Raw genomic sequence first — 13,454 nt, 5'->3', positions numbered from 1 at the left:
TTCTCTTTCTCTTTCTCTTTCTCTTTCTCTTTCTCTTTCTCTTTCTCTTTCTCTTTCTCTTGTTCGTGTTTTTTCTGTGCTTCCTCTCGTTCTTTCTTGATTTTTTCCTCGAACTTGGATTTTAAACCCATCCCAAAAAAATCCGGTTTCCGCTGAATTTTTTGTGTTTTTTCCCGAATTTCCTCCGTCGATTTAGACTTCACTTTCGGCTTCGTTTGTTGTATAGTATGAGTCAGTTCATGGGCTAATAATTTTTTCCCACTCTCCGAGTCCGGCTGATACTCCCCTGTATTGAAATAAATATCTTGACCGTGAGTAAATGCTTTAGCTTCCAGATTTTGATTCATCTCGGCCGCTTCCCCATCAGTATGAATTCGCACTTCTGAGAAATCCTGACCAAACCGCGATTCCATAAACTCTTGCGTTTCCTCTGGTAGAGGATTGCCGCTTCCTTTTTTGGCTTTTAGCTGTTTTTCAATATCTTGACTCGCTGCAAATGCACCCTGATAACCGCGTTTTTTATCCTGTTTAAATCGACGATTATTTTTAGTCTTTTTAGATTTTAGCGTAATATTAACATTTTGCTCATCCTCACTTTCTTCCGTAGAATGAAGAAGACTATAGGGAATAGCCGCACGCCGACGGGGACGGTGGCTATTGATGCGTTGAATAGTCGGAGAAACTACCGATTTTGTCTCCTCTTCCTCCCGTTGAATTGGTGGGGATGTAGCAGGTAAATTCATCGACATCACCAGATCAGCCATGTGATCTGCTTCTCGTTCGTATTTGTCCCCAGGTGCGCCAACTATCAGTTGAGGTTGAAAAGATAAACCCCCAGAATTCCCAGCAAATGGTTTTAAATTAATACTAACATTCTCTTCATCTGAACGCTGAATTGGAGAACTACCCACAGAGGATATTGTCCCCGATAGCGGTTTTAAATTAATACTAACATTATCTTCATCTGAACGCTGAATTGGAGAACTACCCACAGAGGATATTGTCGCCGATAGCGGTTTTAAATTAATACTAACATTATCTTCATCTGAACGCTGAATTGGAGAACTACCCACAGAGGATATTGTCGCCGATAGCGGTTTTAAATTAATACTAACATTCTCTTCATCCGAACGCTGAACTCTGCCGATCGCCTTCCGTTGCATTCGGTTAATTTTCCGAGGGCGATCGCCTCTATATTTCCGTTGAACTCTCGCCCCTGTTTGCTGAATTGTATGGGTTAATTCATGGGCTAATAACCGCCTTCCTCCTACCGAATTTGGGTTATATTGTCCCGCATTAAAATAGATATCATTTTCGTGAGTAAATGCTTTCGCCCTCAAATTATGACTTAGTTGAACCGCCTCACTATCCGTGTGAAGACGAACCCCACTGAAATCATTTTCAAACCGAGACTCCATAAACTCGCGGGCTGGGTCTGGAAGTGGAATGCCGCGACCTTTACGCCGTATAATGCGATTGGCAATCTGAGAAGAAGCCACAAAAGACCCCCCTCCTGTTGGCTGACGTTGTAGTTGCGTGTCCGGCTGTTTGGGTGGGTTTTCCTCCGGTGGGGGGGCGGACGGCGGCGCAAGTTCGTCCATTTCCCCTATCTCTTCTCCACCCATATCCGTTTCCGCTTCCCTGTCTTCCTCTTCTGGGGGAGTTATCAGCCGTTTGGGTTGCAGTTTGGCTGGCGTGTAGTCCAGGATCGAAACTCGGTCAAATTGGTAGCCCGAAACCCGATAAGATTGGGGTTGAATTTCTGGTGGTGTTGGCGGAGAAAAAAACCCCGATCGCCCTTCGCTCAAGGTTTCAGTTGTCGCGGTTTCAGTTTCCCCGGTACCGGTAAACGATCGCCCACGCGGTAAAGTCTTCTTCGTCTGAACTCTCGAGGTCGTGGGTGATGCTTGTGGCGCTTTGGTTCTAATTTTTGACATTTTTACCCCCTTAACCCTTATTATTCAACCCTTTAGGGGTTTGCCACTGCCAGACAAAATCGGCGATCGCATAACCTTTGGCGCTAATTATTATACAGTTTTCCACAGAGGAGCAGCATAAATGTTAACTAAAATTCACAATGGTTAGGAATCAATCCGTATTTTAACTAGAAAAACAGATCGATTCTATCAGTTGAGTTAGCAAAATGCCGGCGTAACCAGCAGAAATACCAGGGTTATTCTCTAACTCAAGGACCAGTTCACCAAAATCTTCAGTTAGGGTAGTTTCTAATTCTTTGATAGTCATATTATATCCAGCCGATGCGGCAATTTTCAGCAAGTCTTGAATGTTGTCAGCCGCCATAATTTTGTTCTGCAATTCTGGATGATTCGCGATCGCTTCTATAAATGCTCGCATATTTATAATTTGACTCCCCAAGATTTAGTATTGATCCAGCCAGGTTGAACCCCTAAATATGCTTTAAATTCTAAAGGTATTCCCCGGCGATAAGTCAGTTTTAAATAAGCTAATCTCCGAAATAAGACACTTTCCCAATCCTCACCCAGAAGTTGAGAGCGCCGCCGTAAAGTGTCCGGCCACTTTTCCGGGGAATCTCTCTCATGGGTCAAGCCCCCAAAACTCAGGATTGCGTCTCGTTTTTGAGGTAGACAAAATCCGGTTTTAACTAAACCATCAAGAAAGATTTGCCAGGCTTGTCGATTTTCTAAATAGCATTCTACCGCTATTTGCTCACTGAGACTATTCCCATCAATTTCTAACTGTAAATTAGTTTTATTTATCCCCACAGATAGCAGAGCTAAAATTGCTCCGATACTATAGCGATCGCCTAACCATCCCAGTTGTTCAAGATACCCATATATTTGTGTAGGAGAAATATCAGCTATATAAAATCTTAGCGCCTGAGAATTTCGACTCAATAAAACCCCACTTTGAAATAATTTTGCCGTTGGAGGTAAAGCCTGGAAAGTCTGGTGAATAATTTGGCTTTGTCCAGAAGTTAACCGACTGTCTAGCCACCAATTGAGATGATTTTCTAAATCCGCCCCCTGTTCCGAACCCCAAAATACACTGGGAATCGGAATGACTCTATCAGTAGTTAAATCCCCCGTTAAATCCCCCGTTAAATCAAATTCCAACCATAAATCATTCACAGTCCGATAAAAGGATGTCTCAGGGTTAGACCATTCCTGGCAAAATAGGCGAATTTTTCGCCATACTGGATGCTCAATTAACCGAGAAGACAGGACGGGAATTGTCGCAGAACCCGCCAACAAATGATATAATTTCGGAAGCGTTTCCACGGCTTCACCGCCAGCGAGGATGTCGCGACCTCCGTTTTCGGGAACCACCCGCAAAAACAGATCAGCTTGAGGTTGAGGGTCTGCTAGGCGACATTCAAACCCCACCAAAGACGCGATCGCACTAGGGAAATGTCCCCCCACCGCCGCCAAATGGCCCAGGGATTCCGGCGAAATTAAATCCGGCGAAATAGCAGGGGCGATCGCCTCCCAATAATCAGTCAGACTTGCCATAGGAAAATCTTTAAATTACATTAAAAAAACCAGGCTTGGCTTTCCTAAGTTCTATAATCAGCCCCATGATGAAAATTGAAACCCAAAAACCATGAATGGGGCATTGGTGGGCATTCTAGCAAAACTTGGGAGTTTCGGCAGTGTCATCCTAACGGCATTATTGTTGATGTCCGGTAGGGCGATCGCCACCTATACCACTTTAGCCCAAATCCGGCAATTACCAAGGCTTAATCGCCCATCTATCCCCCCAGTCAACCTCCCTCAAGCCAGAAATCCCATTTTTCCGAACCATGGGTCGGATACGCTATCAATGTCAGTCCCAGAGCCCCTGCAATCTTTACCCACCCCACCCTCTCCAGATCCCGGAAATTCCGACTCTCTCGAGGGGTTAGAAGATTTCGACTATTGGGTGAATCTTTGTCGCCTATTAGTCGATCGCCAAGAGTATCAAAAAGCCCTCAGTGCTTGCGATCGCGCCATTATTTTAAAACCCAAAGCCCTGGAAATATGGGTAGAACGAACCCGTATTTTATTGGCTATCCAACAGTATACCCAAGCGATCGCCTCCGCTGACCGAATCCTCGAACGGGAGTCGAAATATTCCCGAGTTCTCGCCTATCGCTGCACCGCATTATCTGCTTTAGGGCGCTACCAAGAGGCCATGAAAGATTGCGACCAAGCCTTAGAAATTGACCGCCGTTGGCATGAAATCACCCCCGCCCTTGTCTGGTTTCAAAAAGGGTTAATTCACCAGCGTCAAGGGCAATATCAAGCCGCTTTAGACACTTATCAGCAAGCCCTACAACTCCAACCCAATAATTCTCAAACCCTGGTGCATCAGTGCTATTGTTTCCATCAATTAGACCAACCCTATAAAGCGATCGCCTCCTGCGAGAGAGCCCTGGAAATTGATAACAACTGGGGGGAAATCAGCCCCGATATCGCCTGGAAATATCAGGGATTTGCCTATCTGAATTTAGCAGATTATGAACAGGCAAAGACATCTTTTCAACGCGCCCTGAGTTTGAACCAAGAAGACCCCACTCTCTGGGCTGCTATGGGGTTTGCTTTAACCTCCCTCAACCGCCTTAGCGAAGCCCTGAACGCCTACGAACAAGCCATCAGACTGCGTTCTGATTATTCCTTCGCACTGGTTAATCAGTGTCAATTATTAAACGATTTAGGAGAATATCAAGCCGCCCAAAAAGCCTGCGGAGCCGCCCTAGAAGGAGATGGTTTTTGGGATCAGTGGGGTCCAGCCACCGCCTGGAGCCAGTTGGGAGTCGCCCTCGCCGCCCAGGGAGAACTCCAAGCCGCAACAGTTGCTAATAACACTGCCATCGAATTGCAACCCGACTATCCCCAAGCCTGGAACAACGCTGCCGTTATCCTCTGGTATCAGGAAGATTATCTAGCCGCCTTGGAGTCCGTCGCCCGCGCTATCGAACTTGATCCAAATTTAGCCCAGGCTTGGCAAAATCGTGGTCGGATTTTGGCTTCCTTGAAACGCTTTGAAGAGGCGATCGCAGCCTATAATATGGCAGTGGAAAAAGGCCGAAACAACCCCGAACTATGGTCTAGTCGCAGCGTCGCCCTCTGGGAAGCCCAACAGTATGCTGAAGCCGTCATTTCAGCCAAAGAAGCCGTAATCCTTAACCCTGACTTTTTCCAGGGATGGTATAACATGGGAACCGCCTTGATTGCCTTGGAAAATTACCAAGATGCCCTTTTTGCCTATCAACAAGCCACTCGCATTCAGCCAGAAAATGCCAACGCTTGGGCACTGCGAGGTTATGCTTTACAACAGTTAGGTGAACTCCAAGCCGCTAAAGATGCGATCGCCACCGCCCTAAATTTGAATCCTAACCAACCCATCGCCCGACAACTTCAGGTCAAACTAGAAACTAATCAACAACAACAACTAGATCCTTGAAAAACCCGGCTTCGGGAGAAACCGGGTTAATCATCCATATCGATTAGCAAGCCAGATATTCCCGCACCTGGGCTTTACGACGACGCAGGTGGTTCAAAGCCTGGTTTTCCAACTGGCGCACCCGTTCACGACTGATATTCATCTGTACTCCCACTTTCGATAAAGACATTTCCTTACCGTCGTTGAGACCGTAGCGCAAAGTCAACACTTCCCGCTGCTGGGGAGTCAGATCCGCCATCATATCCTTGAGATCCTGCCGCAACAGTTGTTGAGTAACATAGCTATCAGCAGAAGCCGATTCATCTTCGAGCAGATCTTGCAGTTCCGTATCTTGGTTATCACCAACTCGCAGGTCAAGGGAAACCGGATGGCGGGAAGCTAACAAATAATCCCGAATCTGAGACGGTTCCAAATCTAATGCTTTCGCAATTTCCGTGGGAGTGGCATTGCGACCATACTGCTGGAACAATTCCCGCTGAACTCTTTTAATTTTGTTCAGTTTTTCCGTAATATGGATCGGCAGGCGGATAGTCCGAGAGTTTTGGGCGATCGCACGGGTAATCGCTTGGCGAATCCACCAGTAAGCATAAGTTGAGAACTTATACCCTCGCATCGGGTCGAACTTCTCAACACCCCGTTCCAAACCCAGAGTTCCCTCTTGGATCAAATCCAAAAACTCCATATTGCGTTTTTGGTACTTCTTGGCGATAGACACCACCAGTCGCAAATTCGCCTCAATCATTTTCTGCTTCGCACGACGACCACGATTGATGATATCAGTCATTTCCGACTCACTCAGTCCAGCCTTCGCCGACCATTCCTCTGGAGTAGGATCGCGATCGACTTCTTTCGTTAACTCATCGCGAACTTCCAACAGATTCATCATCTGCTGTACTTTTTTACCGTAGATGATTTCTTCTTCTCGGGTCAACAGTGGCACTCGACCAATTTCGTGCAAATAAGTCCGCACTGCATCCATGGAAGCACCAGAGCGGGGGTTCCGCGACGTTAATTCAGTTTGTGTGGTTTTAGCAGTTGCCATAGTCAATTTTACCCTCCCTAAACAGCTAATAAACTGGCAGCGACCCCCTAGCAAGGAGTGAGATAGACAGTCAGGATAGTCAATATGCCCTCCGTTATAAAAAATATGATCCGTTGTTTGAAAGCCTTGCCTTCTGGTAGATATGTTGTCCTGATGTTCTGAAGCTAAATTCCTTTTACTTTATCGCCACGAGGTTTTTAGTGTCCCATTTTAAAGCATAGACCCCAACATACTGAGATCCATGGACTCACCTACAAATTTAGTCACCGCGATCGCTCACAACCATTTTCAATGTCAGAGCCTTAGTCATCCACTCTAAGGCCACCCGAGATGCTTATTTTAAACTTAGCTAGGTTTACATCTCTTCACATTATGTCATACTATTCGGTCTAGGTCAAGTCCCCGATGGTAAATCTGTGATTATACCAATTTATCGGGACTCTTTACTATACTGCCCTAAAATTCCTCATATTTGACACCCCAGCAGTTCAGAGATACCCGAACCATTTTTCCCGGTTTTCACCCATTCAACCAGTAGTCCACACCCCCCGATAATTTCAGCCCCACCGGGAAAGACCCCTACTAGGCTGTAGCAAACAGATCTAAAGGAAAATGGCCATAAGTACCGTTCACCCCATTTTCCTCTAAAGACTGACAGGAAACCAGTACCCCCCGATACTTTTCTAGGTAGGGGCTAATATGGTAAGACACACTGCGACCATTAAACTTGATATAGACTGGGCCTTCAATATCGGGAATCTCATCCGAGTTAATCTCAGCGTTGTAACCCAGTTTCGGTAAGTATTCCTTTAATGCTGTTATCGCCTCTGTCCGCGAAGATGCACAAATTCCCAGCATTTGATACTCTGACTCATTCGCTAGAAGCACTAACGCTTGGCGCACCCTTACTGGATTATCTATAGATGCTGTAGCGGTGATATCCATACAAGTGAACTGTTCTAGGAGTCTTTGGGCTTCAACTACAGTTAAATCAGCAGGCGTTTGAGGAGACATTGGGAGTCAGTTTAAAATTAGTTCTATCCTATCCTAGCAAACCTGTCGCGCAAAAAAAAGTCCGCTTCCCCTGCCAGACCATAATTTAGGGCGGTTATACACCGCCCTAGTCTGCTGTTCAAGCTGGAGTCAACTCGCGTTTTTTACGGCGAAACAGCGTCGAAAACATCAATCCCGATTTTTGAGATGTAGATGGAGTTTCTGTCGTTTCTAAGTTAGCTTCATTTTCTGCTAAAACCAACATAGAATCAGCAGTCCGCACTACCAGAATACCTTTTGATAGGTCTTCGCGCATCTGGCGACCAATTTTCCAAGCATGGAATTTGACACCACTCCAACGGGGATTGACCGGATATCCAGAAAACCCGGCTCGTAGGGCAGGGATGCAGAATTCTTCAATGGGAGTTGAAACTAATACACCTTCAGTGAGTTGAATGGTTCTGAACTTGGTTTGCTCTTGTTTAACCATAATGTCACCTCCTCTAAGTTTTGTATCGACTATGTGCAGTTTAGGGTCCGAGATTCTTGAGAGCAATTCTCAAAGGCTGTATCCAGCAACCATGCTCGATTACGAGAAACTCTTTCTCGCTCTCTTTAATCTCCTTTACTGTGATGCGGTGCGTCGCCACGGGTCTGATTTGTGAGCATCAATGGTCGTCAAAACCAGACGCAGCCTACTTTAGCTGTTCCTTAGTATATTCAGCTCAGTGCAGTATATTCAGCACACCTCTAGCATCGGCATTTACTAACTTACCTGATGCTGTACATTACAAGCAATATTTAGCTCACTTGATTTGACGGAATCAGTACGGGCGAAAATTTTTTTCCCTTGTGGATCAAATGCCAGCCTTCAACACCAATCCTAACATGAATCGAGACTACCTTCAACCGAGCCTTCTCTGGTTATCGAAAACCTTGCAGGAGTCAAGAAACTGCGATATCTTAACTTCCATGAAACTTAACCGTCTGATTCCCGTGTCTGTTTGGGTCTGGGGTTCACTATTTTTGACTCTTGAGACGATCGCCATCTCCAGTCCCCCCCCTAGCAATATACCGGGTTCGTGCCATGACATCAGTTGTGATCAATTGTTCCACACTTTATCAGAAACTTGGCCGGAGTTTAATCTAACTTGTGAAGGCGATCGCATTTTATCCCTACAGGTGTACGAACATCGTAATCGGGGGCGGCGGGTAGTCCTGGCTTGTTGGAATCGGGAAGTAGACGACTATGGCGCACGAGAAGGAAGTTCCCTAATTACCCTGCCTTTTCCCGGAGAGGAAAATCGCTTTCTCAGCAGTTGGCCAGACTCTCAACCCTATGCCGAAGAATTGTTAAATACCTATCCCGAAGAGATTAAAAACATCCGGTTTCAGTGTGCGATCGAAAGCGGGGATATCAATATTTTAGTTTCCGAAGACAGACCCGAAGCCGACCTGCAATGTTACTTCCAGGCTGGGGTCATTTTAGTAGATATCGATGGGGATTATGTATCGGACGGGGAGAACAGCCGAGGGACGGGAGTCGATCGCATTTTAGGGACTTTTCCCCTCCCTTAACTATCTACAATTGACCGACATATTTTAAGGGTTTAGTCAAAGGTTAAATGCTGGATTTTATCTTCAGGAACCCCTAAACCCCGCAGCAGAATATAGGTCATTATTTGATGTCCGGCGTGGTTAGGGTGGATACCGTCGCGGGTGAGAATATTTTGCGATCGCCCTCCATAGCGCTGATAAGTCATGATAATATGGCGGAAGGGGGTATGTAGGTCAAGAAACTGTACTTGATTTTGAGCCGCCACATCTCGCATAGCATTAATATATTCAACCATACGGATATTTTCACGACTATTTAAGTCTTCATAAATAATCGTAGGAGATAGTAGCAAAACCCGAATATTTCTAGCTCTAGCCGCCTTGACCATAGCGCTTAATTTTTGGCGATAGATTTCTAAAGGAGATGGGTCTGTTTCTGATTCCGAAGATTTATGAAAACTTTGCATCACATCATTAACTCCCACATTAATAACCACTAAATTAGGTCGGTGTAAGAGGACATCCTGATGAAATCTAGCTTCTAGGTCCGTTGATTTATTTCCCGAAACTCCCGAGGGAATAATCTCAATAGACTCTCCCGGATAAAGAGTATTAAGGTAGCGTCTGAACAACCACACATAACCCCCATATTGTCCTCCCGCTTGGGTGATACTATCTCCGACCACCACAATTTTGTTAGTGCCGCTGAGGGGACTTTGCTGCTGTTCAGAATCAGCTTTTATCGGCTCAGGAACAGCCACAGAAGTCTCTAAACCGATAATAGTGGCAACTACCATCAAAAACGGTAATGCGCCACAGCGTTTGAGCAGGTTTAAAGGTGAGAGAGTACAAATAGATAGCCTAGACATTATCTTAATAACAGCACAAAACTAGCCCCTATTCTACAATAAGGGTGTACTCTTGGCAGTGTGGGGGAAACAAATTGGGTTGCTATCGTCAATTTTTAACAATTCACAACTGGGAGACTCAGCGATAACAGTACAGTTCCGACCCTGATTTTTAGCTTGATAGAGAGCCTCGTCAGCCTGAGCGATTAAACTATCTACAGATAACTCAGAATGGGGAATTTTGCAAGCCACCCCCAGACTCACGGTAACATAATCACTACTTTGAGAACCCGGGTGAGGAACACGGAGATTTTCCACTTGTTTACGGATACGTTCAGCGACTTTGACCGCACCATTGATGGGTGTATTAGGGAGAATAATAGCAAATTCTTCGCCACCATAACGAGCCACCAAATCTACTGAACGTTGAATAGCGCCAGAAATGGCTCTAGCTATTTTATGTAAACAATCATCTCCGGCTTGATGTCCGAAGGTATCATTATATGGTTTAAAATAATCTACATCACAGAGAATTAAAGCTATGGGTTCTTGTTCTCTACCGCAGCGATGCCAATTATAGGCTAAATATTCATTAAAACGGCGACGGTTAGCCACTTGGGTTAAGTCATCATACAGAGCGAGGCGTTGTAATTCTTGGTTAGTTTTTTTAAGGGCAATTCTTGACCTTTCTAGGGCTTCTTCGGACTTTTTGCGCTCGGTTACATCAGTTTGAATGCCAATAAAATTAGTTAATTCCCCCTGTTCATTTCTCACCGGAGAAATAAACAATTCATTCCAGAACATTGTACCATCTCGGCGATAGTTTTTGAGAATGACGCGGCATTCTTCGGCTTCAGCGATCGCCTGTCGAATATCATCTAGGGCGGGTTGATCTCGTTCGTTTCCCTGAAGAAACCTACAGTTAGACCCCAGAATTTCATGGGCTGGATAACCAGTGAGTCTTTCAAACCCAAAATTCACATAAATAATGGGATTGTCGGGCTGATTAGGGTCAGTAATAACCACGCCATTTTGGGTAGCAGCGATCGCTTTTTCCAAGAGTTTGGAGGTAGCCTCTGCCACCTGGCGATCGTGTAAATATATCTGACTGAGGCGGATCTGTTCTTGGAGGGATTGATTTTGCAGTTCCAGTTGTTTTTGGAGTTGATAAAGTCGCAGTTGTGTATTAACTCTGATCAGGACTTCTGAGTTATGAAAAGGCTTAGTAATATAATCGACACCGCCTACTTGAAAACCCTCCATAATCGAGTCAATATCATTAAGGGCGCTCAAAAAAATAATCGGGATTTTGCTAGTATTTTCACTACTTTTTAAATGGCGACATAGTTCATAGCCACTCATCCCAGGTATTCGGACATCCAGCAATATTAAATCTGGCAATTTTGCCCCAACGGAAGTTAGAGCCATCTCAGCATTAAGAGACTGTCTAACATTATAACCGACTTGTCGAAGTAAAGAAGATAAAAGATGGAGATTTTCCGGCTGATCATCAACCACCAAAATATCTGCTTTCCAAGTTTGCTCTGGAATACTACTCATCATATTTAGAGAGTGAAGTCAGGTAGTTCATCCATAACAGAGAATACCCACGCTACGGCTAATTTGATGCCTCCAACCCTAATTTCATCCATAGTTCGTCCTTAATACGACTCAAAATAGAGGCCCCATCTAATGATAACAGAATCCGCCTCACTGCTGCTTTAGGCTTATCTTCTCCCCAGGAAGCCCCATTAGCCAGATAGGTAGTTGTCACCTGACCAATGCCGTAAGTAGAGACCCCCGCCACCGCCGCCTGAGTAAAAGCAACAGACAAATAGGGAGCGAGGGTTGCGCCTCCGGTAGCAGGGGCTGTGAGTCCCAGAAAGCCTTTAAGGGAACTCAGGCCCAAATTAGTAATCAGTTCACTGGCTCCAATACCCCCCATACCGAGGGCAATTTTCCGGAGTAAATCTAAAGCTCCCCGTTGGGTCATAGGGATGCCGTAGAGCTTCGATAAGGTTAAAATCAGGGTGATATCAATAGCGACCCCACTGAGTAAATCAATAGCGGTGAGGGGATTAAGAGCGATCGCCACTGCCTTAGTAATAGTAGCATTCCAGATCACACTATTAGCCTGATCGGCGCGAATTTCTAGTTTCCGCTGCACCACCTGCTCATTGACATCTTCCGCATAGAGCATAGTATTAAGGGCGATTAAAGATTTACCCTCCCGGTCTAAGATATCGAGAATCTTTAATTTGAGGTCATTAATTTGAGGTTCCCCTCGGGTCAATTGAGTTTGAAAACGACCATCAGGGCGGCGCACCGCCGAAGCCACCAAGGGACAGGCCGCTACCATGACAATTTCATCAGGAGAGAGCAATTCCCGCACTCGCTCATCCCTAATTTTTTCATAAATAGCTTGGCGATCGCCAGGTGGATATTGATCAATCTTATTAAACACCAAAAGCATTGGTTTTCCGGCATCTCGCAGCCAGGAGAGGGCTTGATATTCCACCTGGGTGATATCGCCCGCAATCACAAATAGCAATAAATCAGCTTTTTCCGCCACCTGACGCGCCATTTGTTCGCGGGTCTGACCGTCAACCTCATCAATACCCGGTGTATCAATAAGTTCAACCTGAGAAATACGATAAGACATTGCGCCCGTGAGGTTTTCGCCTTCCACCTGCCAGGGTTTAGCTTCTGTGGTCCGAGTAATACCATGGGTGGGACCCGTAGCAAATACCGTTTGACCCAATAGGGCATTCAAAATCGAAGATTTCCCACGGCCCACCATACCAAAAACCGCAATTTGTATAGAGGTATGCTCTAGTTTATCAAGCATCTGTTGTAAGCCACTGAGATCAGATTCGAGTCCCTGACGTTCTGAGGAGGTCAAGTCGAGATTTTTCACCAAGTCCCGCAGGACATCTTGAGCATGACGCAGGTTTAACTCAGCCTCAATATCAGCAAAAGTTGAAATAGTATTGTCTAGTTCTTGATCTATGCTCATCTGAAATAATGGGTAGAAAAACCCAGGCATAAGGACAGCTTAACGATAAAGGAAACGGGTTCTGCTAACTCCGCAAAACCCGTCTCTCTAATATTGTGGCTTATTCTGAAGCTGCTAAAAACTGATGTTTATCTTTACTAATAATCCCGATTAAAACCTCCGCGCTGTCTATTGTTGTCTCGGGGTCTGGCTTTATTGACTTTCAGAGAACGACCCTTCCATTCCGCCCCGTCGAGGGCATTTATGGCGACTTTCTCCTCATCTTCACTAGACATTTCCACAAAGCCAAAGCCCCTAGATCGCCCAGTTTCTCGGTCTGTAGGGATCATTGACCGTTTAACTGTTCCGTATTCAGCAAAAGCTGCGCTTAAATCATCTGGGGTAACGTCATAGGACAAGTTACCGACGTATATCGACATGGAATGACTCCAACATTAACACGCTTGACATAACTCAGTTTCGGAGCAATACCTGCCGACACAGAATAGGCAGAATCTGTAACTAGATCTGTAACCGATTGGGAAGTACAGAACCGAAGCTGACTCACGCAGACAATTCTATCACAAAATTCCTG

At 45.4% G+C, this 13,454-nt stretch carries 11 protein-coding genes and 1 pseudogene; 2 read left to right on the top strand and 10 right to left on the bottom strand.

Annotated elements, in window-relative coordinates:
• From P5674_RS26565 to P5674_RS06900, 3 genes and pseudogenes are all read right to left on the bottom strand, one after another.
• A pseudogene (locus P5674_RS26565) lies at positions 1–1,601 on the bottom strand (eCIS core domain-containing protein); the annotation flags it as partial.
• Positions 1,602–2,100: 499 nt separating this feature from the next.
• Complete coding sequence (locus P5674_RS06905) at positions 2,101–2,355, bottom strand: Nif11-like leader peptide family natural product precursor (protein WP_006618151.1); 255 nt, start codon at positions 2,353–2,355, stop codon at positions 2,101–2,103.
• Between the two features lie 2 nt (positions 2,356–2,357).
• Positions 2,358–3,491 (bottom strand): hypothetical protein, encoded by a 1,134-nt coding sequence (locus tag P5674_RS06900; RefSeq protein WP_315669886.1) that lies wholly within the window; start codon positions 3,489–3,491, stop codon positions 2,358–2,360.
• 91 nt (positions 3,492–3,582) lie between these two features.
• On the opposite strand from P5674_RS06900, the gene P5674_RS06895 reads away from it, so the two are divergent.
• The gene (locus P5674_RS06895) at positions 3,583–5,424 is read left to right on the top strand and encodes a tetratricopeptide repeat protein (protein ID WP_190490269.1); all 1,842 of its coding nucleotides are present in this window, start codon (positions 3,583–3,585) and stop codon (positions 5,422–5,424) included.
• 43 nt (positions 5,425–5,467) lie between these two features.
• Here the strand turns inward: P5674_RS06895 and P5674_RS06890 are convergent, their stop codons facing one another.
• The 3 genes from P5674_RS06890 to P5674_RS06880 all read right to left on the bottom strand — a co-directional run bounded on the left by P5674_RS06890 (position 5,468) and on the right by P5674_RS06880 (position 7,949).
• A complete protein-coding gene (locus P5674_RS06890; protein ID WP_315669885.1) occupies positions 5,468–6,466 on the bottom strand; it encodes an RNA polymerase sigma factor, RpoD/SigA family in 999 nt (332 codons plus the stop codon).
• A gap of 582 nt (positions 6,467–7,048) precedes the next feature.
• Positions 7,049–7,480 carry a DUF1824 family protein gene (locus P5674_RS06885; protein ID WP_006618147.1) on the bottom strand — a complete coding sequence of 144 codons (432 nt, stop codon included), beginning with the start codon at positions 7,478–7,480 and terminating at the stop codon, positions 7,049–7,051.
• Positions 7,481–7,598: 118 nt separating this feature from the next.
• Positions 7,599–7,949 carry a hypothetical protein gene (locus P5674_RS06880; protein WP_315669884.1) on the bottom strand — a complete coding sequence of 117 codons (351 nt, stop codon included), beginning with the start codon at positions 7,947–7,949 and terminating at the stop codon, positions 7,599–7,601.
• Positions 7,950–8,320: 371 nt separating this feature from the next.
• Here P5674_RS06880 and P5674_RS06875 point away from each other — a divergent pair, with 371 nt between their 5' ends.
• Entirely contained in the window at positions 8,321–9,037 is a 717-nt protein-coding gene (locus P5674_RS06875; RefSeq protein WP_231852102.1) for a hypothetical protein, read from the top strand.
• A gap of 32 nt (positions 9,038–9,069) precedes the next feature.
• On the opposite strand, the gene P5674_RS06870 is transcribed toward P5674_RS06875, so the two are convergent.
• From P5674_RS06870 to P5674_RS06855, 4 genes are all read right to left on the bottom strand, one after another.
• Positions 9,070–9,885: an SGNH/GDSL hydrolase family protein gene (locus P5674_RS06870; protein WP_234933624.1), complete on the bottom strand. Its 816-nt coding sequence runs from the start codon at positions 9,883–9,885 to the stop codon at positions 9,070–9,072.
• A gap of 33 nt (positions 9,886–9,918) precedes the next feature.
• On the bottom strand, positions 9,919–11,427 hold the full coding sequence (locus P5674_RS06865; protein WP_234933625.1) for a diguanylate cyclase domain-containing protein: 1,509 nt from the start codon (positions 11,425–11,427) through the stop codon (positions 9,919–9,921).
• A gap of 55 nt (positions 11,428–11,482) precedes the next feature.
• Positions 11,483–12,880, bottom strand: coding sequence for a GTP-binding protein (locus P5674_RS06860; protein WP_006618142.1), 1,398 nt, complete (start codon positions 12,878–12,880; stop codon positions 11,483–11,485).
• 137 nt (positions 12,881–13,017) lie between these two features.
• Entirely contained in the window at positions 13,018–13,299 is a 282-nt protein-coding gene (locus P5674_RS06855; protein ID WP_014274584.1) for an RNA recognition motif domain-containing protein, read from the bottom strand.
• Between the last annotated feature and the right edge of the window lie 155 nt (positions 13,300–13,454).

The organism is Limnospira sp. PMC 289.06, from assembly GCF_032350395.1.
GTDB lineage: Bacteria > Cyanobacteriota > Cyanobacteriia > Cyanobacteriales > Microcoleaceae > Limnospira > Limnospira platensis.
Note: the sequence above shows the minus strand (reverse complement) of the source record. Positions and strands in the feature narration are given on the sequence as shown.